At 59.6% G+C, this 25414-nt stretch carries 24 protein-coding genes and 1 pseudogene; 19 read left to right on the forward strand and 6 right to left on the reverse strand.

Translation table 11 applies throughout. From position 1 onward, the window contains the following. Positions 1 to 40 precede the first annotated feature (40 nt). The 4 genes from ACG33_RS04635 to ACG33_RS04650 form a co-directional block, all read right to left on the reverse strand. Entirely contained in the window at positions 41 to 1822 is a 1782-nt protein-coding gene (locus tag ACG33_RS04635; RefSeq protein WP_157071667.1) for a lytic transglycosylase, read from the reverse strand. Between the two features lie 156 nt (positions 1823 to 1978). Then, positions 1979 to 2758 carry a hydroxyacylglutathione hydrolase gene (gene gloB / locus ACG33_RS04640; protein ID WP_066919114.1) on the reverse strand — a complete coding sequence of 260 codons (780 nt, stop codon included), beginning with the start codon at positions 2756 to 2758 and terminating at the stop codon, positions 1979 to 1981. A 253-nt stretch (positions 2759 to 3011) separates the two neighbouring features. Beyond that, positions 3012 to 3338: a hypothetical protein gene (locus ACG33_RS04645; RefSeq protein ID WP_066919116.1), complete on the reverse strand. Its 327-nt coding sequence runs from the start codon at positions 3336 to 3338 to the stop codon at positions 3012 to 3014. Further along, the gene (locus ACG33_RS04650; protein ID WP_066919118.1) at positions 3325 to 3606 is read right to left on the reverse strand and encodes a hypothetical protein; all 282 of its coding nucleotides are present in this window, start codon (positions 3604 to 3606) and stop codon (positions 3325 to 3327) included. Before ACG33_RS04650 ends, ACG33_RS04645 begins: the two co-directional genes overlap by 14 nt. Before the next feature lie 69 nt (positions 3607 to 3675). Here ACG33_RS04650 and ACG33_RS16880 point away from each other — a divergent pair, with 69 nt between their 5' ends. The 5 genes from ACG33_RS16880 (at position 3676) to ACG33_RS04670 (ending at position 5994) form a co-directional block, all read left to right on the forward strand. Further along, positions 3676 to 3774, forward strand: coding sequence for a type II toxin-antitoxin system VapC family toxin (locus ACG33_RS16880; RefSeq protein WP_168160019.1), 99 nt, complete (start codon positions 3676 to 3678; stop codon positions 3772 to 3774). Positions 3775 to 3868: 94 nt separating this feature from the next. Next, positions 3869 to 4627, forward strand: a complete 759-nt coding sequence (locus ACG33_RS04655; RefSeq protein ID WP_066919120.1) for a class I SAM-dependent methyltransferase — start codon at positions 3869 to 3871, stop codon at positions 4625 to 4627. A 127-nt stretch (positions 4628 to 4754) separates the two neighbouring features. Further along, a complete protein-coding gene (rnhA, locus tag ACG33_RS04660; protein WP_066919123.1) occupies positions 4755 to 5219 on the forward strand; it encodes a ribonuclease HI in 465 nt (154 codons plus the stop codon). 117 nt (positions 5220 to 5336) lie between these two features. Continuing rightward, complete coding sequence (locus ACG33_RS04665) at positions 5337 to 5765, forward strand: putative toxin-antitoxin system toxin component, PIN family (protein ID WP_066919125.1); 429 nt, start codon at positions 5337 to 5339, stop codon at positions 5763 to 5765. Positions 5766 to 5775: 10 nt separating this feature from the next. Continuing rightward, the gene (locus ACG33_RS04670; RefSeq protein WP_066919127.1) at positions 5776 to 5994 is read left to right on the forward strand and encodes a toxin-antitoxin system HicB family antitoxin; all 219 of its coding nucleotides are present in this window, start codon (positions 5776 to 5778) and stop codon (positions 5992 to 5994) included. A 162-nt stretch (positions 5995 to 6156) separates the two neighbouring features. Here the strand turns inward: ACG33_RS04670 and brnA are convergent, their stop codons facing one another. Both brnA and ACG33_RS17020 read right to left on the reverse strand, forming a co-directional pair. Beyond that, positions 6157 to 6408, reverse strand: coding sequence for a type II toxin-antitoxin system BrnA family antitoxin (brnA, locus tag ACG33_RS04675; RefSeq protein WP_066919130.1), 252 nt, complete (start codon positions 6406 to 6408; stop codon positions 6157 to 6159). Further along, positions 6377 to 6657 (reverse strand): annotated as a pseudogene (locus ACG33_RS17020) (BrnT family toxin). Before ACG33_RS17020 ends, brnA begins: the two are co-directional and overlap by 32 nt. Before the next feature lie 188 nt (positions 6658 to 6845). On the opposite strand from ACG33_RS17020, the gene ACG33_RS04685 reads away from it, so the two are divergent. From ACG33_RS04685 to ACG33_RS04750, 14 genes are all read left to right on the forward strand, one after another. Further along, on the forward strand, positions 6846 to 7970 hold the full coding sequence (locus ACG33_RS04685) for a DegT/DnrJ/EryC1/StrS family aminotransferase (RefSeq protein WP_066919132.1): 1125 nt from the start codon (positions 6846 to 6848) through the stop codon (positions 7968 to 7970). 4 nt (positions 7971 to 7974) lie between these two features. Next, entirely contained in the window at positions 7975 to 8685 is a 711-nt protein-coding gene (gene dnaQ / locus ACG33_RS04690) for a DNA polymerase III subunit epsilon (RefSeq protein WP_066919135.1), read from the forward strand. A gap of 109 nt (positions 8686 to 8794) precedes the next feature. Beyond that, on the forward strand, positions 8795 to 10078 hold the full coding sequence (tviB, locus tag ACG33_RS04695) for a Vi polysaccharide biosynthesis UDP-N-acetylglucosamine C-6 dehydrogenase TviB (RefSeq protein WP_066919137.1): 1284 nt from the start codon (positions 8795 to 8797) through the stop codon (positions 10076 to 10078). Between the two features lie 84 nt (positions 10079 to 10162). Further along, entirely contained in the window at positions 10163 to 10981 is an 819-nt protein-coding gene (locus tag ACG33_RS04700; RefSeq protein WP_066919138.1) for a type IV toxin-antitoxin system AbiEi family antitoxin domain-containing protein, read from the forward strand. Continuing rightward, the gene (locus ACG33_RS16445) at positions 10978 to 11910 is read left to right on the forward strand and encodes a nucleotidyl transferase AbiEii/AbiGii toxin family protein (protein WP_066919140.1); all 933 of its coding nucleotides are present in this window, start codon (positions 10978 to 10980) and stop codon (positions 11908 to 11910) included. The genes ACG33_RS04700 and ACG33_RS16445 overlap by 4 nt, the downstream gene beginning before the upstream one ends. A 169-nt stretch (positions 11911 to 12079) precedes the next feature. Continuing rightward, positions 12080 to 13084 (forward strand): NAD-dependent epimerase, encoded by a 1005-nt coding sequence (locus ACG33_RS04710; protein WP_066919142.1) that lies wholly within the window; start codon positions 12080 to 12082, stop codon positions 13082 to 13084. Positions 13085 to 13091: 7 nt separating this feature from the next. Beyond that, positions 13092 to 14159, forward strand: coding sequence for a Gfo/Idh/MocA family protein (locus ACG33_RS04715; RefSeq protein ID WP_269465498.1), 1068 nt, complete (start codon positions 13092 to 13094; stop codon positions 14157 to 14159). A 2-nt stretch (positions 14160 to 14161) separates the two neighbouring features. Beyond that, positions 14162 to 14749: an acyltransferase gene (locus tag ACG33_RS04720; protein WP_066919144.1), complete on the forward strand. Its 588-nt coding sequence runs from the start codon at positions 14162 to 14164 to the stop codon at positions 14747 to 14749. A 63-nt stretch (positions 14750 to 14812) separates the two neighbouring features. Further along, complete coding sequence (gene pgi / locus ACG33_RS04725; protein ID WP_066922819.1) at positions 14813 to 16447, forward strand: glucose-6-phosphate isomerase; 1635 nt, start codon at positions 14813 to 14815, stop codon at positions 16445 to 16447. 197 nt (positions 16448 to 16644) lie between these two features. Further along, positions 16645 to 19542: an SLBB domain-containing protein gene (locus tag ACG33_RS04730; RefSeq protein ID WP_066919146.1), complete on the forward strand. Its 2898-nt coding sequence runs from the start codon at positions 16645 to 16647 to the stop codon at positions 19540 to 19542. Between the two features lie 128 nt (positions 19543 to 19670). Continuing rightward, positions 19671 to 20762: an NAD/NADP-dependent octopine/nopaline dehydrogenase family protein gene (locus tag ACG33_RS04735; protein ID WP_083536452.1), complete on the forward strand. Its 1092-nt coding sequence runs from the start codon at positions 19671 to 19673 to the stop codon at positions 20760 to 20762. A 5-nt stretch (positions 20763 to 20767) separates the two neighbouring features. After that, the gene (locus ACG33_RS04740) at positions 20768 to 22045 is read left to right on the forward strand and encodes a carboxylate--amine ligase (protein WP_066919150.1); all 1278 of its coding nucleotides are present in this window, start codon (positions 20768 to 20770) and stop codon (positions 22043 to 22045) included. 44 nt (positions 22046 to 22089) lie between these two features. Next, positions 22090 to 23517, forward strand: a complete 1428-nt coding sequence (locus tag ACG33_RS04745) for a lipopolysaccharide biosynthesis protein (RefSeq protein WP_168160020.1) — start codon at positions 22090 to 22092, stop codon at positions 23515 to 23517. After that, a complete protein-coding gene (locus ACG33_RS04750) occupies positions 23514 to 25382 on the forward strand; it encodes a hypothetical protein (protein ID WP_066919153.1) in 1869 nt (622 codons plus the stop codon). Before ACG33_RS04745 ends, ACG33_RS04750 begins: the two co-directional genes overlap by 4 nt. Positions 25383 to 25414: the final 32 nt, after the last annotated feature.

The raw sequence follows: 25414 nt of genomic DNA on the forward strand, positions 1-25414 counted from the left end.
ATGTGATGATGGACGCCGGATGGATTGTAATACAGCGCCGCTAGATTCCCGCGCGGCGACGCTCGTCGATGTACATCACCAGGCGCTGGCCTGGCATGATGATGCTGTCCGAGTGCAGCGAATTCCAGTTCATCAGGTCGCTCAGGCGGATCCGGAATTGATCGGCGATGCGCGACAGGTTGTCGCCGCGCCGTACCACGTAGGTCGTGGAGCGCGTCTCGCCGCCGGCGCTGAGCGCAGCCATGCGGGTAGTGCCCGGAATCGAAATGACTTGGCCGACCGATAGCGTGCCGTGGGTGGGCAGACCGTTGCTGCGGGCGAGATGGTCCATGTTCACGCCATGCCGGCGGGCAATGCTCCACAAGGTGTCACCCGGCTGCACGATATGCCTGCCGCCCTTGCCGCCGGCTCGGGGCGATGATTCGGCAGCCAGTGCTGCGGCGTGGATGGCGGCGGCAGGCGCTGCGCCACCGCCGGTGCGTGCACCAGGTGCGGCGGTCACCAGCAGGTCCTGCCCGGGGTGGATGAGGGTGCCGTGCAACTTGTTGCCGGCGCGCAGGGCGGCGACCGTGACGCCGTAACGGTTGGCGATCGCGCCCAGGGTATCGCCGGCACGTACCCGATGATAGACGACGCGTACCCGCTCGCCGGGCGGCAGCGCGGCGATGCCTCGGACGAAGCGGTCATGCCGGTCGACCGGCACCAGCAAATGGTGCGGACCTTCCGGATCGGTCACCCAGTGGTTGAAGGCGGGGTTCAGCGCCAGCAGTTCCTCTTTCGACAGCTCGGCCAGTTCGGCCGCCACCTGCAGGTCGATCTGGCCGCCGACTTCGACTTTGACGAAATAAGGCTGGTTGGCGATGCTGGAGAACGCCAGGCCATGGGCGGCCGGATCGGCGACGATGCGGCGCATCGCCAGCAGCTTGGGCACATAGGCGCGGGTTTCGCGCGGCAGCTGCAGATGAAAGAAATCCGTGGGCTTGCCGGCCGCGAGATTGCGCTTGATCGCGCGCGCCACGTTGGCCTCCCCGGTGTTGTAGGCGGCGACCGCCAGCAGCCAGTCGCCTTCGAACATCTTGGCCAGGGCTTCCAGATAGTCCAGAGCCGCCGTGGTGGCGGCGAGCACATCGCGCCGGCCGTCGTAGTACCAGTTCTGCTTCAGGCCGTAACGCAGCCCGGTGGCGGGAATGAACTGCCACAGTCCCGAGGCACGTGCCCGCGAGTAGGCGACCGGGTTGAATGCGCTTTCCACCACCGGCAGCAAGGCCAGCTCCGAGGGCATGCCGCGCGCTTCGATCTCGGTGACGATGTGATGCAGATAGCGCTCGCCGCGCTTGAAGGTGCGGTCCAGGTAGGCGGGGTGGCGGGCGAACCAGTCGACTTCATACTGTACCGCGGCCTGATCCACATCCGTCAGGCTGAAGCCGGCGCGAATCCGTTCGAACAGGTCATCGGGCGCCTGGCCGGCGGCGCCTTCGCCGAGTTCGCTCACCAGCGGGCGCTGCGATTCGGTGCGGGCATCCAGCACTTCGATGGCGTCCTCGATCTGCTCGGGGCCCAGGGTGCCGATGGACGCTTCATCCAATTTCGTCGGGTCGAACTCGATGGCCTGGAAATCATCATTCGCCGTATGCTGCGCCAGATGCCCGCAGCCTCCCAGCACCAGCGCCAGAGTCAGGGCGAGCAGCCGCGCGCCGATTCCGCGGCCGCCGGTTCGAGCGCCGCGTGGCCGGCGGCCGGTGGATCCGGAGCCGGAGAGTCGGAAATGCAGTGCGGCTAGTGGGGGGTGCGCGATGGACCATCGGCGTTGCGCCTCGATCATTGGACCTCTCTTCTTTTCACGCACGCCGCGCGCACGCTGTCATGCTTTGAGTTTGCAGATCCAGCGCCGAGAGGAATCCATTTCGATCCCACGGGATCGAAATGGATTCGCATCGGTCGCTCAGACCCCGGTAGCAGCTGCCGGAACGAACCCGGTTCAGGCACGAAAACCATCTTTCCAGCGGCGCAGCACCGCGAATACGTCCGTCGGACTATGTAGCGCGTGGCCTGCCCGGCGTTCCGCGGCCTGTTTCACAGTCCGCCGGTCACAGCGCAGGAACGGATTCACATTCCGTTCCCGCCCCAGTACCGAGGGTACCGTCGGCTCATCCCACGCTCGCCGCCGGCGGCATTCGTCGAGATAGTCGGCCACATCGGCATTGCCGGGTTCCACCACCCTGGCAAATGCCAGATTGCCGAGAGTGTATTCATGTGCGCAGTACACCAAGGTGTCGGGCGGCAATGACGCCAGCTTCGCCAGGGATGTGACCATTTGTTGTGGCGTACCCTCGAACAGCCGTCCGCAGCCGGCGACGAACAAGGTATCGCCGCAAAACAGCGCGCCATGCCCCACATAAGCGATGTGTCCGGCCGTATGGCCGGGTACATCCAGTACTTGAAACGACAGCCCCAGCTCGTCCAGCCGCACCTCGTCGCCTTCGCGCAGCGGCCGGGGCTGTCCCGGTATGGTCTCGCCCGCCGGACCGAACACCGGTACCGGGTGGTGCCGCAGCAACTCGGTCACGCCGCCGACATGATCACGGTGATGATGCGTGATCAGCACGGCCGCCAGGCGCAATCCGCGGGCCGCGAGCAGCGCCTCGACCGGGCCGGCATCGCCCGGATCGACAGCCACCACCTGGCTGGTATCCCGCGGCGCATGGATCAGCCAGATGTAGTTGTCGGAAAAAGCCCGAACCGGGGTGACCTGCAGCATCGATTTTCCCGGCCCGGATTTTCCAGTCTGGATTTTCCAGTCTGGGGCAGGTGCCGAAAGTACGGCGCCAAAAAACTGGCGGTATTAAACCCGTCATGCTCCGCGCGGGCAAGTGTCACGGTTTGCGGGAATTTTTTCGACCGGCCATCCCTGGTCTACCAGGAAGATCAAAGTGCGACCTCGCGCGGCAGGCTGCGGTCGCGCTCGAATTCGATGTCGTCCCGGCCCTGTGCGGCCTATCCGGGCTACGCACTCACTTGCGCCCGTAGGTTGCGTCGTGATCGGGCGGAATGGACAGCAGGCGGATGAAAGCGCCGTCGCGGTAGGCCACTGCTCGGCGAGCCTGGGTGATACGGAGGCTGTAGAGTGCGTTGATACTGGAGGGCGGCTTGACGCTGGCAATTTTCTCCCAGCGCAGTCCCTTGTCGCAATAAACCTGATTCCAGGTGAGCTGGTGCAGCTTGGCCAGCGTATCCAGCGCCGCGTGGCGTTCGGCCTTTTGCAGACCGAGCAGGTCGCGCTGAAAAACGGGGTTGTTCAGGTCCAGCCGTACCGTGGCGTCGCGCTCAGCCTTGCTCATCGCGCAGATGCTTCAATAAGCTGTCGGTGGCTTCGTCGCTGGCGGGATGGGTTTGTGCCCAGTGCAGTGCCTCACGCAGGTCGGCAGCGGCCACCTCGCCGTGCAGCCAGCGTTCGTTGTCGGGTACCACGGTGGCGGTACGCACCAGCCATACGCCGGGCTCGTGTTCTTCCACCAGCACCTGGCGTCCGGCATATTGCTTGCCCAGGGAAATCTGTCCGTTGGCACCAATGAGCTTTACTATGGGAGGGGATGAGGGTGTGGACACCAGCGTCTCCTGCTAATACTAAAATAGGAAGGCACTATAGCACGAAATAAAAAAGATGACTGGCGGAAGGTGGATTTTGGTTATCACCACGACCCGACGCGGGTCACACGCAACACCAAGGACTTCGTAGACCTGAACCTGCGTTTGATCGATCCCTGGGAGAGCTGATCGCGCGAGCTTTCCCTCATACCCTGCCTGTACAGAAACGTTCTCCCTTCGCTGCGCGGCCCGTGGGGCGTTCCGGCGCGCTATCCTTGTACGCATGCCGCCCGCATCCTCCTTTCAGCCACCGCCGAAACCTGCACCGGATCTGCACGCCTGGCTACGCACGCCACTGGGGCAACGGGTCTATGCGCTGGAGCGCCGGCTGGCCGCTGAAGCGCTGGCGCAGGTGTTCGGCTGGCAGATGCTGCAGATCGGCGTGTGGGGAGATGAGGATGGACTCATCGGCGAGGGCCGTACGCAGCGTCGCTGTATGCTCGCCTGGCATGGTGCGCACGCGAGCGATGCCCCTGCCTTGATCCGCTCACGTACCGATGCCCTGGCGATCGCCTCGGATAGCGTGGATGCCGTCATGTTGCCGCACACGCTCGAGTATGAGCCCGAGCCCCATGAAATCCTGCGCGAGGTCGAGCGCATCCTTTCGGGAGAGGGTCATTTGATCGTGTTCGGCTTTCGGCCTCTGTCGCTGTGGGGCATGCGCCATGGGTTCGCGAAACAAGGCTTTCCGCCTGGACTGGAGCGTATGATTTCCGAAGGGCGGTTGCGCGACTGGCTGAAGCTGCTGGGCTTCGAGGTCGTCGATGCCCGCCGCTACCTGTTCACGCGCCCCTGGGGTACAACGCCGCCCGCCCCGCACAGCGTCTTCGAGCGCATCGGTCCGCAAATATGGCCGGCATTTGCCGGCGGCTATATGGTCAAGGCACGCAAGCGCGTCTATGCATTGACGCCGATCCGGCCTCGCTGGCGCCTGCGCCCCAAGGTGGTCGGCGGTCTGATCGAACCCACCACGCACGGCTGATGCGGGCTGAGCGGCCTGAATTGAGCTGCAGCGGATTGAATCGGGTTGAACCGGGCCGTATCCGAGCCGGCGAAGGAACGGGCGAAGGAGCGAAGGTGACAAGAATGAATGGCAGAAGGATGCAACGGTGACGGTAGACGTCGTGATCTATACCGACGGCGCCTGCCGCGGCAATCCCGGGCCGGGGGGCTGGGGTGTGCTGCTACAGGCCGGCGCACACATAAAGGAGTTGAGCGGTGCGGAGCCGCAGACCACCAACAATCGCATGGAGCTGACCGCGGCGATCGAGGCGCTGGCGGCGTTGAAGCGGCCCTGTTCGATCGTGCTGTACACCGACTCGCAGTATGTACGCAAGGGTATCACCGAGTGGCTGGCGCAATGGAAGGCGCGCAACTGGCGCACCGCCGATCGCAAGCCGGTGAAGAACATCGATTTATGGCAGGCGTTGGAACACCAGATCGAACGCCATCGTATCGAATGGCATTGGGTCAAGGGGCATGCCGGCGTGCCGGGTAACGAACGCGCCGATGCACTGGCAAATCGCGCCATCGACCTGATGCAGCGGCATGCCGCGGCGGGCGGCAACGGTTGAGTTGGGGGATCGAACGGCCTTTCGGGAGCCATCGGCATTCGCCGAAATAGAAATTTGAAGACCCGATGAGTCGGCATAGGTACTCGATTGATAGCATGGGTGCTATCATTACTCCCGATGAGCCCACCCCGGATCGTCCTGGACACCAACGTTCTTGCCTCGGCCTTCACGAGTGGTCGTGGGGCATCGCGGGAAGTTCTGCGGTGCGTCCTGCGAAAAGAGGTGCATGCGCTGATTTCGGTGCCGCTGTTCACGGAATATGAGGACGTACTGGCCCGTCCGCAGGTGCAAAGGCGGTGCAGTCTAAGTTCGCGGGAGCAGCAAGTGCTGTTTGACGCATTCCTGGCCTGCACCGAGCTGGTGGAGGTCTACTACCGCTGGAGGCCGAACCTGCCGGACGAGTCCGACAATCATGTTCTGGAACTGGCCGTAGCGGCCGGAAGTGCAACGATTCTGACGTTCAACGGGAGAGATTTCTCACGTGGCGAACTGCGATTTCCGGATGTTGCCATCCGGTCGCCTGCGCAATGGCTGAAAGAGAATTGAAGGAGAATACATGTCGACTCTCACGATCCGACTGCCCGACACGAAGCACGAGCGGCTGAAGGCATTTGCCCGAACGCGTGGCGTCAGCGTCAATAAGTTGGTCGAGGAGTTGGCCACGATCGCACTTGCCCAAGCGGATGCCGAGAATCGCTATCTGCTGCGAAAGGCTCGCGGCAAGCCAGCGATGGGTCTGCAGCTGCTCGACAAGCTTGATCGGAAGACCAAATAGCCTTGGCAGTGGATGGCATCCGGTCCGGCGTCGATGCCTTTCGGGTTCTATCGATACATGGCGATTAAATCAATTAAATACAATTAAATAGATCCAATTAAATAGATCAGATTTAATTGTTGAATTGTTGGTTGCATCCATAATCAATTAAATGGATCAGATTTAATTGTTGACCGTCGCTCGCGACTGATCCAGTCGGTCCGCCAGCCAGAGCTTGATCAGGGACTGCCGAGTGACGCCCAAGCGGCGCGCTTCGCGGTCTATCGATTGCACCATCCACGCCGGGAAATCTACGTTGACACGCTTCGTTTTGGTGCCGACCCGACGCGCCTTGTCCACGTCCAGATGATCGATGATCGACTCGTCGGCATCAAACTTGCGGTCAAACGTTTCTGCCTTCGTTTTCGCCTTCATAGATCTTTACCTCTTCATTCCGGGATCGTCTGATCGAAATGAGATGGATATTCTTGTTTCTGCGCGTGAACACGGCGGACCAGTGCCTGTCGCCGATCATTCCAATCGCGATTCAGCGGGACTCGTCGGATACTCTGGCTGGATCTCGATCAGGGTGGGGTCGTTCCAAAGCGCCTGAGCCGCCGTGAAATCAATGCCATGTTTGAGCTGATTGGCACTGCTTTTATCCGGGTCGTACTCGAAGCCCATGGATGGGTTGTAGTATCTTTAAAGGTATAAATAAAGTATGAAAACTATACCTTTTCAATAGGGAAATACCAAATTTGGGCGGTAACAGATTCCTGTAGGGTGTTAACCGCACATCGCACTTCGGACGTGGATTTTCTACACTAGCGTGATCGAGGCGATCATCCGCCTGCCACGGCCACGGACTTCTCATGGATTTCATCGACCTGAAGACCCAGTATCAGCGTCTGCGCGAGCCCGTGAACGCGCGCATCCAGAATGTCCTGGATCACGGCCAGTATGTGCTGGGCGCGGAGGTCGTGGAACTGGAGCAGCGCCTGGCCGACTATGTCGGCGTGGCGCATTGCGTGAGTGCTTCCAGCGGTACCGACACCTTGCTCATCGCTTTGATGGCCTACGGCATCGGGCGCGGCGACGAGGTGATCACCTCGCCGTTCACGTTCATCGCCACGGGTGAGATGATCGTCCTGGCCGGCGCCACGCCGGTTTATGTGGACATCGATCCGCGGACCTACAATATGGATCCGGCCCTGATCGAGTCAGCCATCACGCCGCGTACCAAGGCCATCATGCCGGTGTCGTTGTATGGGCAGTGCGCCGACATGGAGGCTATCGGCGCGATCGCGCGGCGCCATGGGATTCCGGTGATCGAGGATGGCGCGCAGAGTTTCGGCGCCGAATATCACGGCCGGCGTTCCTGCGGGCTCAGTGAAGTCGGTTCCACCTCCTTCTTTCCCTCCAAGCCTCTGGGTGCCTACGGCGACGGCGGAGCGCTGTTCACCAACGACGAGGCGCTGGCGAAGCTGATGCGTGAAATCCGTGTGCACGGCCAGGACCGCCGCTACAACCATCCGCGCCTGGGAATCAACGGGCGCCTGGACACATTGCAGGCGGCGGTGCTGCTGGCCAAGCTCGACATCTTCGCGGAGGAAGTGCAGGCGCGCGCGCGTATCGGCGCACGCTACGGCGAGCTGATCACCGAGGCGTTCGCGCGGGAAAGCGATCCGGCACGGCGCGTGGGCGTGCCCTACCTGGCGCCGGGCCGCACCAGCGTCTATGCGCAATACACCGTGGAGCTCGATGAGCGGTCCAAGGTGGAGCAGGGCATGAAGGCGCGCGGGATTCCGACGGCGGTGCATTATCCCGTGCCGTTGCATCTGCAGCCGGTGTTCGCCGCAACGGGGCGGGGAGTGGGCAGCTTCCCGGTGGCCGAGGCCGCCAGCGCACGCGTGATGAGTCTGCCGATGCATCCGTACTTAAGCGAGGCTCAGCAGACGCAGGTCGTGCAGGCACTGTATGAAAGCGTGTGCGCCTGAGGCCATGCGCCAGATCATCCTCGATACCGAAACCACGGGCCTGGAACCCGCACAAGGCCACCGTATCATCGAGATCGGCTGTGTCGAGTTGGTCAAGCGGCGCAAGACCGGCCGCAGCTTTCATCGCTATCTGCGCCCCGATCGTGCGATCGATCGCGGCGCGCAGCAGGTGCATGGGTTGACCAACGAATTCCTGGCGCAACAGTCGCGCTTTGCGGACATCGTCGAGGAGTTCCTGGCGTTCATCCACGGAGCGGAGCTCATCATCCATAACGCGGCCTTCGACCTGGCATTCCTGGATGCCGAATTGGAGCGCCTGCCCGGGCCGCGGCGGATGATGCGTGAGCTGTGCCCGGTCATCGACACTTTGCCGCTGGCGCGCCAGATGCACCCGGGCCAGCGCAACAGCCTGGATGCGCTGTGCAAGCGCTATGGTGTGGATAATTCGCATCGCGAGCTGCACGGCGCGCTGCTGGATGCGCAAATCCTGCTGGACGTGTATCTGGCGATGACCGGCGGCCAGGAAGTCTTGGGACTGGGGGGGCACGCCGAGGCCGAGGCCGGCGAAGGTATCGAAACACCGGCGATGGCCGTTCGTCCCCGCGGCGAGCTGCGCATCGTGCGCGCCAGCGCCGAGGAACTGGCGGCGCATGAGCAGCAACTGGCGCTCATCGACCAAGCCAGCGGCGGCAAGACGGTGTGGCGCGGCCTGTAGCCGGTACCCCCAGGCAGTGACGCAGGTCTCCATCGGGATCCGGCGGCTATGGCATTCTTGACAATTCGAGATCCAAAGGAACAGGGGCTCAGGTCCCGGCAACACAGGTATGTCACAACTCGATCCGGCCAATTGCAGAATCGGTGTCGTGGGCCTCGGCTATGTGGGATTACCGCTGGCCGTGGAGTTCGGCAAGATCCATCCGACCGTCGGCTACGACATCAAGGCTGCGCGCATCGCCGAACTGAAGAAGGGGCGCGACAGCACGCGGGAAGTGGAGCCGGCCGAACTGCGCGCCGCGCACCGGCTGCGCTTCTCGGGCCAGCTCAAGGATCTGCGCGCCTGCCAAGTGTACATCGTGACGGTGCCCACGCCGATCGACGATTACAAGCGGCCCGATCTGGCGCCGATCGAGGGCGCCAGTGAACTGATCGGCCAGGTGCTCAAGAAGGGCGATGTCGTGGTGTTCGAATCCACGGTCTATCCGGGCTGTACCGAGGAAATCGCCGTGCCGATCCTGGAGCGGGTGTCGGGCCTGAAATTCAACCGGGATTTTTTCGCCGGCTACAGTCCCGAGCGTATCAATCCGGGCGACAAGCAGCATCGTCTGCCCACGATCCGCAAGATCACTTCCGGCTCCACGCCCGAGGTGGCCGATTTCGTGGATGCGCTGTATGCCGGCATCATCACCGCCGGCACCCACAAGGCCTCCAGCATCCGGGTGGCCGAGGCCGCCAAAGTCATCGAGAACACCCAGCGCGATGTGAATATTGCGCTGATCAACGAACTGGCGCTGATCTTCAACCGGCTGGACATCGACACCGAGGAGGTGCTGGAAGCCGCCGGAACCAAGTGGAATTTCCTGCCGTTTCGTCCCGGGCTGGTGGGCGGGCATTGCATCGGCGTCGATCCCTATTACCTGACCCACAAGGCGCAGGAGATCGGTTATCACCCGGAAATGATCCTGGCCGGGCGGCGCATCAACGACAACATGGCGATCTATGTCGCCTCGCGCATCGCGCAGCTGATGAACAGCAAGCGCATCCACATGAAGGGCGGGCGCATCCTGATCATGGGACTGGCGTTCAAGGAGAACTGTCCGGACCTGCGCAATTCCAAGGTGGCCGACGTGATCGCGGAGTTGCGCAAGTATGGCGCGCAGATCGATGTCTACGATCCCTGGGTGGATGCGCGCGAAGCGCAGCATGAATACGGCATCAAGCCGATCCGCACACCCGCCAAGGGCCGCTACGATGCCATCGTGCTGGCCGTGGCCCATCGGCAGTTCAAGGATATGAGCATCCGCGCCATCCGCCAGTTCGGCAAGCGCCCGCATGTACTGTACGACATCAAGTATCTGTTCGATGCCAGGAAGGTGGACGGACGGCTGTGATGGACGGGGCGGGGGCAGGTTTTAACTTCCCAATCCATATACAAAAACTTGCGATATAAGCAATGTTTTGCATATGATTCGGGAATGGCTAGGTTTGATACCTATCTAGATGACCGTCTGGCCCAAGGCTGCGCTTACTTCTCACGAGAAGAAGTACTGACGTCGCTCGGCCTGTCGCCAGCAGCCCTGGGCGCGGCACTGGCGCGCCAAGCCAAGAAGGGGCGAATTGCCATCCCGAAGCACGGCTTCTACCTGATCCTGCGGCCGGAGGATCGGGGGCTCGGTGTGCCCGATCCAGCACGCTGGATAGATCCGCTGATGCGGTACCTGAAGCTCGACTATCGCATTGGCCTGTTGCGGGCGGCGGCGTTCCACGGCTCCTCCCACCAGGCGGCGATGGTGTTCCAAGTGATAGTGCCGCGCCAGCTTCGAGCGTTCGAGATCGGGCGGCACCGGCTGGAGTACATCTTCCAGGGGCAGATGGCGTTCGAGCAAGTGAACCAGACGCAGTACCTGGGGCAACTGAAAACCGATGCGGGCTACGCCAAGGTATCGGGCATCGAGCTCACGCTGTTCGACTGCGCACGCTATTTTCACAGGGCAGCTGGCATCAACGGCTTGGCGCAGATCGCCAAGGACCTGGGCGGCATGGCTGATCCGTCGAAGCTGGCCCAAGTCGCGGAGCACTACGAGAACTCAAGTGTTCGCCGCCTGGGGTACCTGTTGGAAAGTATGGGGCATGCGCTGCAGGCCGATGCCTTGCGACCATTTGTCCGCAAGGCCAAGTCAGCAGTGTTGCTTGAGCCAGCCGTAAAGCCCCTGTCTCCGGAGTTGCCTGGTGTACGCGAACCACAGCCGGCGTGGGGCTTGGTGGTCAATGAACTGGTGGAGGTGGATTCGTGATCCCACTGGCCTACCTGCAAGCATGGAGCGCGAACGTGCCTTGGCCGAACTTGCTGCAGGTAGAACAGGACCTGATCATCAGCCGTGCGCTGTGCGATCTATTCAACTCACCGGCGCTGAGTGGGTGCATCGCCTTTCGTGGCGGCACGGCGATACACAAGTTGCTGTTCGAGAAGCCGCTGCGGTATTCCGAGGACATCGATTTGGTGCAGATCCGACCCGGCCCAATCGGGCCCACTGTCGATGCCATTAGGCAGGCATTGGAATGGCTGGGCAGTCCCGGTCGCCAGCAAGCTGGTCATTCCATGCACCTGAATTATCGCTTCGTACCCGAAGAGAATCCGGGATCGAGGCTGAAGTTGAAGGTGGAGATCAATACTCGCGAGCACGAAAATTTGTTCGGTATTCGCCACTACCCGTTCGCTGTCGATAATGACTGGTATCGTGGGAAGGTGGAGATCGCGTCTTTCGAGCCAGAAGAACTGTTTGGCACCAAGCTCCGAGCGTTACTCCAGCGGCGCAAGAACCGGGATCTCTTCGACTTGGGGCAGGGACTCGATCAGTTGCAACTGGATGTGTCGAAGCTGCTGGCGAGCTTCAATCACTACCTGGCGCTAGAAGGCGCGCCGATGACGCGGGCCGTTGCCGAGCAGCGGATGCTGGAGAAGCTGACACGCAGCTTGACCAGGGACATTGCCCCGCTTCTACCAGCCGGTGTCAGTTTCGACGATGAGGCCGCACTGCGGGCATTCGAGAGGGTCTGGACGGAACTAGTGAGCCAGCTGCGGGGCGAGGGCTGGAAATCGACGGAAAAGGCTGTTGCCGAACTACGGGCGGCAGGCCTTCCGTCCCTGCTGGCCGGGATGACGCCCGATACCTTCCATGACGAGGTGGATTTTGGCGCTCCCATGGGCAAGGAAATTTGGTGATGGCCCGCCTGGGTACCCGATAGCGGTGACATCGTATGGGCGAACTTCGATCCACAGGCAGGGTATGAGCAGGCTGGCTTGCCAGTTCGTTGGCTGGGCAGAGGCACCCCTGGGGCGTAGACTTGCGCTCCCGATTCCGTAGCCAGATGACAGGATTCGATTCTTCTCCATGAAAGTTCTCGTCACCGGCGCGGCCGGTTTCATCGGCTTCCATACCGCGCAATTGCTGCTGGAGCGCGGCGATGAGGTCGTCGGTCTGGACAATCTCAACGACTATTACGACGTCGCGCTGAAAGAATCGCGTTTAGCGATCCTGCAACGCTCGCCTAATTTTCGTTTCGCCAAACTCGATCTGGCCGATCGCGAGGGCATACCCGCGCTGTTCAAACGCGAGAAATTCCAGCGGGTCATCAATCTCGCCGCCCAGGCCGGCGTGCGCTATTCGATCCAGAATCCGCTGGCCTATGTCGACAGCAACGTGGTGGGCTTCGCCAACCTCCTGGAAGGCTGCCGTCACAACGGCGTCGAGCACCTGGTGTACGCCTCGACCAGTTCGGTCTACGGGGCGAACACGCGCATGCCGTTCTCGGTCCATCAGAACGTCGATCATCCGCTGTCGTTCTATGCTGCGACCAAGAAGGCCAACGAGCTGATGGCGCATACCTATGCGCATCTATATGGGCTGCCGGTCACGGGCCTGCGCTTTTTCACGGTCTACGGCCCCTGGGGCCGACCGGACATGGCGCTGTTCCTGTTCACGCGCAACATCCTCGCCGGCCAGCCGATCGATGTGTTCAATCACGGCCAGCATCGCCGCGACTTCACCTATATCGACGATATCGCCGAGGGTGTGGTGCGCTCCATGGACAAGGTTGCGCAGCCCAACCCCGGCTGGGACAGCGATGCGCCCGATCCCGCCAGCAGCAAGGCGCCCTACCGCCTGTACAACATCGGCAACAATCAGCCCGTCGAACTGCTGCGCTACATCGAATGCATCGAACAATGCCTGGGCAAGAAAGCCCAGAAGAATTTCCTGCCGCTGCAGCCCGGCGACGTGCCGGACACCTGCGCCGATATCGATGCCCTGGTGCAGGAGGTCGGCTATCGCCCGGCGACATCGGTGGAGGTGGGGGTGGAGAATTTCGTGCGCTGGTACGTGGACTATTACAAGTAAGGCAGGTATGGGCATGCCGCAGGGCAAGAAACCGATTGAGAATCGCCGCATCCGAATCGCGGTGGTGGGCTGCGGCCGGATTTCGGTCAATCATTTCGGTGCGATCGAAGCCCACAAGGAGCATCTGCAACTCGTCGGCGTGTGCGATACCGACGGGAAGGCGCTGCAGGCGGCCGAGGACAAGTACAAAGTCATGGGATTCGACTCGCTGTCGGAGCTGCTGAATGCCACCGACGCGGATGTCGTCACTTTGTGCACACCCAGCGGACTGCATCCCGAACAAGCGATCCAGGTGGCCAGGACCGGCCGCCACGTCATGACCGAGAAGCCCATGGCGACGCGCTGGAACGACGGTCTGCGCATGGTGCGGGCCTGCGACGAGGCGGACGTACACCTGTTCGTGGTGAAACAGAATCGGCGCAACGCGACCTTGCAGCTGCTCAAGCGCGCGGTGGACAGGAAACGCTTCGGCCGGATCCATATGGTGACCATCAACGTGTTCTGGACCCGCCCCCAATCGTATTACGACAGTGCGAAGTGGCGCGGCACCTGGGAGTTCGACGGTGGTGCCCTGATGAATCAGGCCAGCCACTACGTCGACCTGGTCGACTGGTTGATCGGTCCGGTGGAAAGCGTGCAAGCCTACGTCGCCACCCTGGCGCGCAATATCCAGGTCGAGGATACCGCGACGGTCGGTGTGCGCTGGCGTTCGGGTGCCCTGGGGTCGATCAATGTCACGATGCTGACCTATCCCAAGAATCTGGAAGGGTCCATCACCATCATCGGCGAGAAGGGCACGGTGCGCATCGGCGGCGTGGCGGTCAACGAGATCCAGGCCTGGGAGTTCGAGGACAAGCAGCCGGAGGACGAGCAGGTCAAGTCGGCCAATTACGAGACGACTTCGGTCTACGGTTTCGGACATCCCTCGTATTACGACAACGTGGTGAAATCCTTGCGCGGCGAGGCCGAACCCGAGACCGACGGCCGCGAAGGTCTGCGCTCGCTGGAACTGCTGATCGCCAGCTATCTGTCGGCCCGCGACGGCCGGCGCGTCGCCCTACCCCTGGAGTTCTAGGAATGGCCGCCGCACAGATCCATCCGACGGCGATCGTGGACGAAGGCGCATCGATCGGCGCGGACACGCGTGTCTGGCACTGGGTGCATGTCAGCGCCGGTGCCGTCATCGGAGCACGCTGCTCTCTTGGCCAGAATGTCTACGTCGGCAACCGAGTCAGGATCGGCAACAACGTCAAGATCCAGAATAATGTGTCGGTGTACGACAACGTCACGCTGGAGGACGATGTCTTCTGCGGCCCGAGCATGGTGTTCACCAATGTGTACAACCCGCGCTCGGCCATCACCCGCAAGGACGAGTATCGGGACACGGTGATCCGCCGCGGGGCGACCCTGGGCGCGAACTGCACAATTGTGTGCGGCGTGACGGTGGGAGAACAGGCCTTCGTCGGCGCTGGCAGCGTGGTCAATCGCGACGTGCCGGCCTTCGCCTTGATGGTCGGCGTGCCGGCCAAACAGATCGGCTGGATGAGCCGTTTCGGAGAGCGGCTGGAGTTGCCGCTCGCAGGCAGCAGTGTTGCAATCTGCCCCCATACGGGAGATCGTTACGAACTGCGGGACGGCGTGTGCCGCCTGGCGGTCGGGCCGTAGTTCATTCGTAACATCCATCCCTCCGGAACCGGGGGATGCCGAGAGCAGGAACGGGTGCGGTTCGTGAGCAATCCTGTGCAGCTTCCCCAATGGCAACGGCTGGCGACCCACGCAGCCGAGGTTCGCAAGCGTCCCCTGCGCGAGGCCTTCGCCACAGACCCCGGCCGAGCCGCCCGGTTCTCGCGCCAGGAACACAATCTGCTGCTGGATTTTTCCCGCCAGCTCATCGATGAACGAACGCTCGAACTGCTGCTGGACCTGGCGCAGGTGCGCGGCCTGAAGCCGGCCATCGACGCCATGTTCGCGGGCGAGCGCATCAACCGCAGCGAACATCGCGCGGTGCTGCATGTAGCATTGCGCAATCGCTCGGACCGGCCGATACAAATCGATGGCCAGGATGTCATGCCGGAGGTGCGGGCGTGTCTCGCCAAGATGCGTGATTTCGTCGCGGGCATTCATGGCGGGCGCATCCATGGTGCCACCGGCAAGGCTTTCACCGATGTGGTCAATATCGGTATCGGCGGCTCGGATCTGGGTATCGTGATGGCGACCGAGGCGCTGGCGGATTATCGTCATCGCAATCTGCGCCTGCACTGCGTCTCCAACGTCGACGGGGTGCAAATCGGCGATGTGCTGCACCAGGTCGAGCCGGAGCGCACCTTGTTCGTGGTGTGCTCCAAGACGTTCACCACGCTCGAGACTCTGAGCAATGCCCGCATTGCACGCCAATGGATCGTCGATCGGTTGGGTGAGGGCGCCCCGGCACGGCATTTCGCGGCCGTATCCACCAATGCCAAGGCGCTCGATGCCTTCTTGATTCCGCCGCAGAATCGCTTTCCGATGTGGGACTGGGTGGGCGGGCGCTACTCGGTGTGGTCGGCCGTGGGCCTGTCCGTTGCCTTGGCACTCGGCATGGATCAGTTCGAGCTGATGCTGGAGGGCGGCCATGAGATGGATCAGCATTTCCGCACGGCACCTTTCCAGGACAACCTGCCGGTGCTGATGGGCCTGCTGGCGGTGTGGAACCGCAATTTCCTGGGAATGGATTCGCTGGCGGTGCTGCCCTACGACCAGCGCCTGCATCGCTTTCCGGCCTATCTGCAACAGCTGGAAATGGAGTCCAACGGCAAACGGGCGACACCGGACGGTGGGCTTGTCGATTACGATACGGGCGCGGTGATCTGGGGCGAGCCCGGATCCAATGCCCAGCATTCCTTTTTTCAGTTGCTGCACCAGGGTACGGCGAACGTGGCGCTGGATTTCCTGGCGCCGGTGAACGGTTCGGGAGCTTATCCAGGACAGCAGACGCTGGCATTGGCGAATTGTTTCGCCCAGGCCCAGGCGTTCGCCTTTGGACAGACCGAGACCGATATCCGCAAGGATCTGCAGAGCAGGGGATTGCCCGATGGGCAAATCAGTCAACTGATGCCCCAGAAGCTACATCCCGGCAACCGGCCGAGTTCCGTGCTGCTGTTTTCCCGTCTGGGACCCAAGACCCTCGGCCGGTTGATCGCGCTGTACGAGCACAAGGTCTACACCCAGAGCGTCATCTGGGGCATCAATGCCTTCGACCAGTGGGGCGTGGAACTGGGCAAGAAACTGGCGGAGTCGCTGGTGCCGGTAATCGAGAACCCGCAGACCAATACCGATCCGGCGCTCGGGGGGCTCATGACGTATATCGCGCGCTGGCGAGTCTAAAGGCATACGTCGCTGGATGGAGAGCCTGTCCGTCCCGAGTGCCGTCACAGCCGTTGCGGCAAGCATAGGCCAGTCGTATCACACTGATAAATCGTGACCAAACTCATGGTGTTACACGATTTTTCTATCGCATCGTGGCAAGCCTCTGTGTAAACTCGCCACCTTCGTCGCAGGGACCAGAGCAAAAAGCGACCCTGATGGTCAGACTCAAACTTTCCAGCTTCATCTGCGGGCTGGCCGCAGCACTCGTATTGGTGGTTTCCGGGCCGGCCGTCCCGACGGCGTACGCCCAGACGCCCACGGCTGCGCAGATGGAGGCCTTCAAGAACCTGCCCGCGGACCAGCAGCGGGCGATCATGGAATCAGCGGGTCGGGGAGGGGCGGCGAATAGCCGTGCACAACCCGACCGGCAGGTGGAATTCCCACAAACCGTGATGCCCTTGTCGTCGGTGTCATCGGAAGACGCGCCTTATGTGGATGCGCGCACGGGCGAGCCGCGGCTGAAAGCGGGCGAGGCGATTCTGTTCTCGGTCGAGATCCGCCGCTACGAGCGTAGCGTGAGCGAACTCGAGGAGGCGCAACGCAGGGCGGTTCAGCAAGGGGTGCAGCCCGGTACCCAAGGTGTCGGCAGTGGGTCCGGTACGCTCCATGCGTCGGTGTCGGGCACTTCCGAGCCGAAGCTGCTGGTGCGCACGGCCGAAGAGGAGCAACGCCTGGAGGAATTCCGCCAGAACATCCTGCGCCGCAATCCTTACAAGCTGGATCGCTGGGGCATCCTCGATACGCCGGAGCTGGGTTCCATTCCACTTGCGGGTCTGACGGCTGAGCAGGCGACCGAGCGTCTCGCCGCCGAGGTTCGCCTCAAGGATTTCGTCGTACGTGTTACGCGATTGGCGCTGGAGCCGATCGGCACCGAAGCGCTGGAGCCCTTCGGCTATGAGCTGTTCGCAGGCATGCCGTCGACGTTCGCGCCGGCGACCGACATTCCGGTACCGTCCGAGTACGTAGTGGGGCCGGGGGATACGCTCGAGGTGCAGCTGCTGGGCAATACCAAGGGCCGCTATTCGCTGGTCGTCGGGCGGGACGGACGAATCGACTTTCCGGAGCTGGGGCCGATCGCGGTCAGCGGACGGCGTTTCGAGGAGGTACGCAAGGCGCTCGAATTCCGGGTCAGCGAGCAGATGCTGGGCACCCAGGCCAGTATTTCGATCGGCGAGCTGCGCTCCATCCGGGTGTTCGTGCTGGGTGAAGCCAATGTCCCGGGCTCCTACACCGTCAGCGGACTGTCCACCATCACCAATGCCTTGTTCGTCAGCGGCGGCATCAAGAAGATCGGCTCGCTGCGCAATATCCAGCACAAGCGTAACGGCAAGGTGATCGGTACATTGGATTTGTACGATCTGTTGCTCAAGGGCGATACCCGCACCGATGCCCGGTTGTTGCCCGGCGACGTGATCTTCGTGCCGCCCGTCGGTCCGACGGTGGGCCTTGCGGGCGAGGTGCGCCGGCCTGCCATCTACGAGCTCAAGGACGAGAAGACGGCCGCGGCTCTGCTGCGCCTGGGCGGCGGATTCACGCCCAAGGCGGATCCGGTGCTGGCCACGGTGGAACGGGTCAACGACCAACGTGTCCGTATCACGCTGGACCTGGATCTCACCAGCGCCGCCGGCAATGCCGCGCTGCTGCGTAACGGCGACACCTTGCGCATAGCGGCGATCCGGCCCACCCTGGAAAACTCGGTCGTACTGAACGGACATGTCTTCAGGCCCGGCGAATATGGTTTCACACCGGGCATGCATATCACCGACGTGCTGCGCGGGCTGGACGAGTTGAAACCCAATGCCGATCAGCATTACGTGCTGATCCGCCGTGAAACCACCTCGGGAGGCAGGATCCAGGTGCTTTCTGCGGATCTGAAGGCCGCCTTGGCCGATCCCCGATCGTCCTCGAACCTGGAACTGGCGCCGCGCGATCAGATTAACGTCTTCGACCTGGAAACTGGACGCGATCGTGTCATCGAGCCGCTGATGCGCGAGCTGCGCCTGCAGGCGCGGCTCGATGAGCCGACGCCCGAGGTCAGCGTCGCCGGCAAGGTGAAGGTACCGGGCAAGTATCCCCTGGAATCCGGCATGCGGGTGAGCGACCTGTTGCGCGCCGGGGGGCTGCTGGATGAGGCGGCGTTCAGAGGAGAGGCCGAGCTTACGCGCTATGATGTTCCGGATGGTGCTTCACGGCGTGCGCAACTGGTCGAGATCGATCTACAGCGGGTGCGCGCCGGCGATCCGACAGCCGATATCGCCCTACAACCCTACGACTACCTGGTCGTCAAGGAAGTTCCCATGTGGGGCGTCCAGGAAGAGGTCGAGATCCGTGGCGAAGTGCGATTCCCGGGACGCTATCCCATCCATCGCGGCGAGACGCTGCGCTCGCTGATGCAGCGGGCGGGCGGCCTGACGGAGCACGCCTTTCCCGCCGGCGCCGTGCTGACCCGCGAGGAGCTCAAGGAGCGGGAAAAGAGGCAGCTGGAGACCCTGGCCAACCGCATGGAGATGGACTTGGCGCAGCTGTCCATCATGTCTTCCCAGGAGGCCGGCATCCGCGATGCCGGCCAGACCATGTCGGTCGGGCAGTCCCTGCTGGCCAGCCTGCGCGAAGCGGAGCCCGTGGGACGCCTGGTGATCGATCTGCCGCGCGCCGCACGGGCGGCGCCCGGTTCCGATCGAGACGTCATCCTCAAGAACGGAGATACCTTGATCGTGCCGCGGATCACCCAGGAGGTGACCGTGATCGGCGAAGTGCAAAGCTCGACGTCACATCTGTATCGCAACGACCTGTCACGCAATGATTACATCGCCATGAGCGGCGGGCTGACGCCCCGGGCCGACGGCAAGCATATCTACATCGTGCGGGCCGACGGCAGTGTGGTGACCAGCGCCGGCAACCGCTGGTTCAGGAACAGCCCGGACATCCAGCCGGGGGATACCATCGTCGCGCCGCTGGATACCGAGCGCATGCGGCCGCTGCCGTTCTGGACCTCGGTGACCCAGATCATCTATCACCTGGCGATCTCGGTGGCGGCGGTGAATTCGTTCTGACGGCAATGATTGCTTTTTCACCGGTTCGGCGATTGTTGATCGCATGGAGTGTCTGATCTCTTCACGCGCCAGTACGGGTAGCTGGTCGAAGGATCGACTGAAGTCAATTCGTGAGGTGCTCAATTAAGATGGGCCAGCCAATCACAGTTTTGGGAGCTGGCAGTTCCGGGTTGGCAACGGCTGCTCATTTGGCACTATCTGGGCAAAGAGTCAGATTGTGGAATCGTTCTGCCACTACACTCGGTCAAGCACTGGAATCGAAGAAAATTCTGAGTATTGGTGCCGTGGCCGGTAGAGCAAAGCTGGAAGGCGTTACGACTGATATTCGCGATGCCATCGGCAATTCGAAGATCTTGATGGTAACGACCCCTGCTAATGCCCACATTGACATCGCACGTCTTGTGGCACCTCATGTGTCTTCGTCTATGAAGATCATACTTAATCCGGGTCGTACATTTGGCGCCTTAGAGTTTGCCCACGCACTTCGACAGCTTGGCATGGATAGGCTGCCGACGATCGCAGAGACTCAGACCATTATCTATACCTGCCGAAAACTGGCAGATGATTCGGTGACTATCCTAAAACTCAAGCAGAATGTGCTCATAAGTACGCTTGGGCAACCAGAAGAAACCCAAAGACTTGTTAGCTCACTGCCTGAATGCTTGCGTGCTCAATTTGTAGCCACTGATCATTGGGTAAGAACGTCCCTGGGTAATGTAGGGATGATTCTTCATTGTCTTCCGACCCTATTGAACGTCGGCTGGATAGAGTGTTCCGGGGCAGAGTTCAAGTACTACTACGATGGGATTACTCCATCGATCGCAGCGCTTGCTGAAAGACTTGATGGTGAGCGATTGAGCGTCGCGCGACATATGGGATGTGAAGTGGAGAGTATCATTGAGTGGTTTAGGCGAACCTACGCCGTGGCCGGAAATAATCTATTCGAATGTATTCGAAACAATGAGTACTACCGCACGATTGACGCCCCGACGAGCTTGGGGCACAGGTACTTGTCGGAGGATGTCCCGTGCGGTCTTGTACCTCTGGAAGCATTAGGAACTGTATTTGGCCTGCCTATGAGAATAACTAAACTGGCCATTGATCTGGCCAGTAATTTAATGAACGTCGATTTTCGCGCTCAAGGGAGAAATCTGGACCGGCTGGGACTTGGTGCGAATTCAATGGATGAAATCCGGACATTGCTGTTGCGTTCCGGCTGAACACTATGAACTTGAATCCTGAAGTTATTAAGCTGCTGGACAGCAGTCGCCCTGTGCCTATTATATTAGGGGGCTATGTGAATGGGCTGGGCTTGGCACGTGCTCTGGCTCGGTTGAACCTGACCTCAATAATTCTCGACTACATGCCGGAAATCGCTTTCTCCTCGCGATTCGTTGCGGGCCAGATTTGCCCCCATCCGGTAGACTTTGAAACCGATTTCATTCAGTTCCTCGTTGACCTGGGCGCAAGACTGCGTAGTCCTGGTTTTCTTCTGTGCACAAACGATATCTGGCTGATTCCGGTTAGCCGTAATCAGAGACTTCTCGAGCCGAATTTCTTGTTCCCCATGTCGCCATGGAAGGTGATCGAGAAGGCGATTACCAAGTCGGAACTGTATGCACAGGCCAAAGCAGCTGATGTTCCCTATCCAAACACATACTATTCATGCAACCTGAGTGAACTGCAGACGCTTCGCGATGTCCTTACTTATCCATGTGTGGTCAAGCCTTCTGTTACTGTAGGCTTCATGGAAGCCATGGGCCTGCCTGGACGTACTGTTGTGGTTCGCGGAACCGAGGAGTTCGATAGACTGGCCGCTAGGATTCTGGAGCATGGACTTCAGCTCACTGGCCTCATCATTCAGGAGCAAATTCCTGGTGGGGTGGAGAATCTGTACACGATTACAACCTACTCCAATCGTGACGGGGAGATCATCGGATACTCGATAGGCCATAAAATTCGTCAGTTTCCTCCAGATGCCGGAACAATTGTGGCCGGCCGTGTGAAAGACAGACCGGAGCTTTTTGTACTCGCACAGCGACTCATCGGTTTTCTGGGCTTTCACGGAATTGCCAACACCGAATTCAAACTCGATCCTCGTGATGGCATCTTTAAATTAATTGAAATCAACCCTAGACCAGGCATGTGGAATTATTCCGCGCTGGCGGCTGGTATAAATCTTCCGGCATTAGCGTACCGAGAGGCTTTAGGCGAGAAACTCTCCCCTGTTGGCGGTACGCAGAAAGAAATCGTCTGGATCCGAGCGTTGGATGACATCCGAAATAGCTTCTTTCTGATACGGCATCGCGGTTATTTGAACCATACCATTTCATTTCGTGCATGGCTCGATTCGATTCGAGGGAAGAAAGTTGATGCTGTATTTCAATGGAGCGACCCGCTGCCGTTCATTCATGATGTGATGAATCAGTTGTGGGGAGTCGCACGTGTTTTGAGAAGAAGGGCAAGCATCCCGTGGCGAATAGCCTTCGGCAAGCAACGCTAAGCAGTATCAGATGGGCCGCTGTCCTCCAGGTTGCTAGAGGGCTGTTGAATATCCTGATTGCTTTTGTCCTTGTCAGGCTGCTGGATCAAGCTGATTTTGGTCTGGTCGCCCTGGTGACTTCCATTCTTGTGCTGATGGCGACGGTCGTTGACCTGGGCTTCGGCGCTGCGCTGATTCAAAAACGTGAGATTAGCAAGGCAGACATTTCTACCGCATTTGTCGCCAATCTTATCCTGGGGTTGACGCTAACGATAATCGTTACTATTACAGCGCCATTGATCGCAAAATTCTGGAACGAACCCAGACTTACGAACGTGCTTATCGTCAGCAGTACCCTGTTGACAATTCGAGTATTTTCATCTGTACCGATGGCGCTCTACGAGCGGGAGCTGAATCTTAAGACGGTCACACATGTAACCATTAATTCGGTACTCGTGGGTTCGGTGATCAAGGTTATCCTTGCATGGATGGGGTACGGCGTGTGGAGTCTGGTGGCTGGTGAGTTGGCTACACAGGCTATCAGTGCGTTCCTGCTTAGGTCAGGGTTGCGTCATTCTTTGTCTATTCGATTTGTTAATGGCGCGAGCTTCAGGGACTTGTTTCGTTTTGGCCGCTCCATGGCGCTTACGAACTTGTTGAATAATCTTAGTCAGAATGTCGACGTATTGGTCGTTGGCAAGCTGGTTTCCAGCAGCATGTTGGGTATTTATTCGATCTCGTTGACAATTTCATCGCTTCTCGGAAGCGTGCTTAATGCAGTAGTCCAGCGTGTCTCATTTTCGGCTTTTAGCCGCGTACAGGACGATGCCGCGAAATTGCGCAAGGCGTATCTGGAGGCTCTGAGATACAGCACATTGATCGCTGTGCCACCTACCATCGGACTCGCCTTAGTATCCGATGAATTTGTGAGGGTTTTCTTGTCGAGTCGATGGGAAGAAGCAATTCCTGTAATTAGAATTCTGGCAATTTTCGCTGCCGCAAATGCGTTGGGGGGCGCGCTATGGGGGCAGGTTCTGAAGGCGAAAGGCCAAGTGAATCTGCTTCTTTGGATGAGCGTTGTGCGTGTGGTAGCCCTGCCACTTGCGATTCTCACAGGATCCCCATGGGGTATCATTGGAATTTGCACGGGCATTGCTGTGTATGCGTTGATATTCCGTTTTGTCTATCAGTTTGTGGTGAATCAGTACCTGGAAATCAGTATGTCCGATTTTTTCCGTATGGTAATGCCATCGCTGCTCAACTCGTTGGCAATGTCATGTTCCATTCTATTGACGGGGTCGATACTTCATCAACTTCAAGCTGATCCAATTCTCATGCTTGTCGTGAAAGCAAGCACCGGCGTAACTACGGTCGCTGGAGTAATGCTTTTCTTTGGACGACGTGATTTCACGACACTATGGAATGCAGTAGCACCTCAGTCACTTCACTTGCATGGCTCTTACTGGGGCCAAGGAATGGGAGTGAAAGAATGAGTAACCGGATTGAACGGAATGAGGTCTTCGGCTTCCTGCGTCCTGCGATTGATGCACATACACTTGGAATCAGCTATGTAGAAAGTCTGCTGGCGGAGCAAGGATGTCAGACGGTAATTGCCGACGCTTCTATCTGTGATGCGGCCAATAATCTATCTAGACTCGACTATGCCGATCGTTTAGTGAAATGGCTGAAGACGCAGCGTATTACACGCCTTGGATTCAGCTATAGACTGGATCCGAAGGACGGCGTCGGCATATTTGCGCGTCTGATGTACCAACTTGAGTCTCGTCGACTCTTGTCGGACGGTGGGCCGATCCGAGCTGTCTATTTCGCTGGGTTACCTAGCGCCTGCGAAGAAGTACGGTCACGGTACAAAGGACGTGTCGTAGTATTCTTCGGTGATGAAACACCGCGAGAGACACTCGAGAAACTCGGAATTCGACAGGCTGACGTGCAAGGCAGCTTCTCGGAAGAGTCGGAATATGATGCTTTCAGGATGAGCTTTGCGCGTGAGCTTATAATAAAGGAGAGATATCTGGCAGTAAAGGCACCAGATCGATCGGGTTACCCGACGTTTGGTACGCGGCAGGATCATGTCGTCTCAAGAATAGTCCATGCTCGGAAGTATCATCAACATCCTCTGATGCGCGCTCATGTCGGACCCTTCAGCTCGGATCGGCAGGCGGCTGTCGCCTTGTTTGGATCCTGGGTCAAGCAGTTAGCCAGTGCGGGATTTCTAGATGTATTATCAATAGGAACATCCCAGCTTAGCCAATCTCATTTTGATGAGATGTGGGATGGACTCCCAAATGGTGGTGGCGTACCGATTCAGAACCGAACAGAGCTCGCTGAGGTATGGGCGCTGTCGCGGCCAATGCTAGTGCGTACCTATGCCGGTACACGTGACGTGCCACAGCTAGCGCAGATATATGAGGATACGATCAACAACGCCTGGACTGCCATGTCTTTCTGGTGGTTCTGTCGCACGGATGGAAGAGGACCAAACGACGTTAGAACCAACCTTAAGGAGCATTTTGAAACCTTAAAGTTGCTGGCAAAATGGAAGAAACCATTCGAACCCAATATTCCACATCATTTTTCATTCCGGGGAGGGGATGATCTGACGTATGTGGTTGCAGCGGTGTTGGCTGCCAAGGCGGCAGCTATGCATGGGGTTCCGTATCTTATTCTGCAGCTAATGCTTAACACGCCTCGATTTACCTGGGGTGTTCAGGATTTGGCTAAGGCTCGGGCTACAATTCAACTTATCCGCGAGTTTGCGGGTCCGAATTTTCCTATTTTTCTTCAGCCTCGTGCCGGACTGGACTACTTCTCCCACGATATGGAAAAGGCGAAGATTCAGCTAGCTGCCGTAGCAGCGATGATGGATGACATCCAGCCGGATAACAGAGACAGTCCTTCAATCGTACACGTCGTAAGCTATTCAGAGGGCTCCCATTTGGCCACCCCTGACATTGTGGACGAAAGCGTGCGTATTACCGTCGCAGGAATCGAAGAGTATCGACGCCTGAAGAAAAGGACCGAAGCGCCTGATATGCAGAATTCTCAAGACGTAGAGAGACGGATGCAATCTCTCGTGGAGGAAGGAAGGCAACTCATTATGGAAATGCAACGGTTGATTGGAAATCTTTACTCGCCAGAAGGCTTTTATCGTGCATTTGCCGACGGATATCTGATTGCGCCCTTCCTATGGGAAGGGCGTGAAGAGTTCAGACGTGCTGTCGAATGGAAGACAAAAATACGGGACGGCGGCGTCTGTGTGACAGATGATGCGGGCGTGCCATTGAGCGTGAGATCGAGAATCGATCGGGTATTGCAGCGCCAGTCGAGGTCAATGTGAACATCCAGATACCCGCATAACTAACTGGATGA

The organism is Steroidobacter denitrificans, from assembly GCF_001579945.1.
GTDB classification, from domain to species: Bacteria; Pseudomonadota; Gammaproteobacteria; order Steroidobacterales; family Steroidobacteraceae; genus Steroidobacter; species Steroidobacter denitrificans.